Source organism: Kineococcus rhizosphaerae (assembly GCF_003002055.1).
Lineage (GTDB): Bacteria > Actinomycetota > Actinomycetes > Actinomycetales > Kineococcaceae > Kineococcus > Kineococcus rhizosphaerae.
In genome coordinates this window covers 1-1,444 of sequence record NZ_PVZF01000056.1, presented here as the reverse complement: position 1 = coordinate 1,444, position 1,444 = coordinate 1, and the positions used below count along the sequence as shown (strand labels likewise).

Genomic DNA, 1,444 nt, shown 5'->3' with positions numbered 1-1,444 from the left:
GGTTGTGTCCACCAGAGTGGTGTACGACCAGGCCGGTGACAGGCGTGGCTGACACGTAGAAGGCGGCCACCGCGTGATGCTTCGAAGGACCTCTCACAGTGCCTTTGAAGGAGATCAACGCGATGACCGCTGGACCCATGATGGACCCTGCCCACTTCGTGCACGAGCAACTGGCCCAGGCGAGCCCCGACCTGCTGCGCGAGTTGATGAGCACCTTTGTGAACACCCTGATGTCCGCTGACGCCGACGCCGTCTGTGGAGCCGCCTACGGCGCCTCCTCGCCGGAGCGAGTGAACTCCCGCAACGGCTACCGCTACCGCGACTTCGACACCCGCGTCGGGACCATCGACGCCGCCATCCCCAAGCTGCGCTCCGGGTCGTACTTCCCCGACTGGCTGCTGGAGCGACGCCGCCGCGCCGAACGGGCCTTGACCACGGTGGTCGCCACCGCCTACCTGCTAGGGGTCTCGACCCGCCGCATGGAAAAGCTCGTGGAGTCGCTGGGCATCACGAGGTTGTCGAAGTCGCAGGTCAGCGAGATGGCCAAGGACCTCGACGCCCAGGTCGAAGCCTTCCGCACCAGAAGGTTGGACGCCGGGCCCTACACCTTCGTCGCCGCCGATGCGTTGGTGATGAAAGTCCGTGAGGACGGGCGGGTCGCCAACGTCCACGCCCTGCTGGCCGTCGGGGTCAACGCCGACGGGCACCGAGAGATCCTGGGCCTGCAGGTCTCCTCCGCTGAGGACGGGGCCGGCTGGTTGGGGTTCTTCCGGGATCTGACCGCCCGGGGCCTGTGCGGGGTCCGGCTCGTCACCTCCGATGCCCACGCCGGCCTCGTGTCGGCGATCGGCGCCGCCTTGCCGGGCGCGTCCTGGCAGCGGTGTCGAACGCACTACGCCGCGAACCTGATGGCGGTGACGCCGAAGACGTCGTGGCCGTGGGTCAAGACGCTGCTGCACAGCGTCTACGACCAGCCGGACGCCGACTCCGTGCACGCCCAGTTCGACCGCCTCCTGGACGTGGTGGAGGCCAAGCTCCCCAAGGTCGCCGCCCATCTGGACGCCGCCCGGGCCGATGTTCTCGCGTTCACGTCGTTCCCGAAGGAAGTCTGGCGGCAGGTCTGGTCCAACAACCCGCAGGAGCGGTTGAACCGCGAGATCCGCCGCCGCACCGACGTCGTCGGCATCTTCCCCGACCGCGGCTCCTTGATCCGTCTCGTCGGGGCAGTGCTGGCTGAGCAGGACGATGAGTGGACCGAAGGCCGCCGCTACCTCGGCCTGGACCTTCTTGGGCGCTGCCGGCTCATCGCCATGCCTGGCGGCGCGGCGGACACCTCCGAGACCGTCGCAGAGGTGAACTCCGACATCACGATGCAGGCCTTGACGGCCTGACCACACGGAGCATCACGCAGCGAACGTCGTACACCACCTCAGTGGACTTGACC

The 1,444-nt window shown here is 67.9% G+C and carries 1 protein-coding gene; it reads left to right on the top strand.

Annotation, left to right across the window (positions count from 1 at the left end; translation table 11 throughout):
- Positions 1 to 122 precede the first annotated feature (122 nt).
- The gene (locus CLV37_RS26870; RefSeq protein ID WP_106215799.1) at positions 123 to 1,391 is read left to right on the top strand and encodes an IS256 family transposase; all 1,269 of its coding nucleotides are present in this window, start codon (positions 123 to 125) and stop codon (positions 1,389 to 1,391) included.
- Positions 1,392 to 1,444 lie beyond the last annotated feature (53 nt).

What these genes read in the sequence shown, in the direction of transcription:
- CLV37_RS26870 (WP_106215799.1), top strand. Translation starts at nt 123, where the DNA reads ATGACCGCTGGACCCATGATGGACCCTGCCCACTTCGTGCACGAGCAA.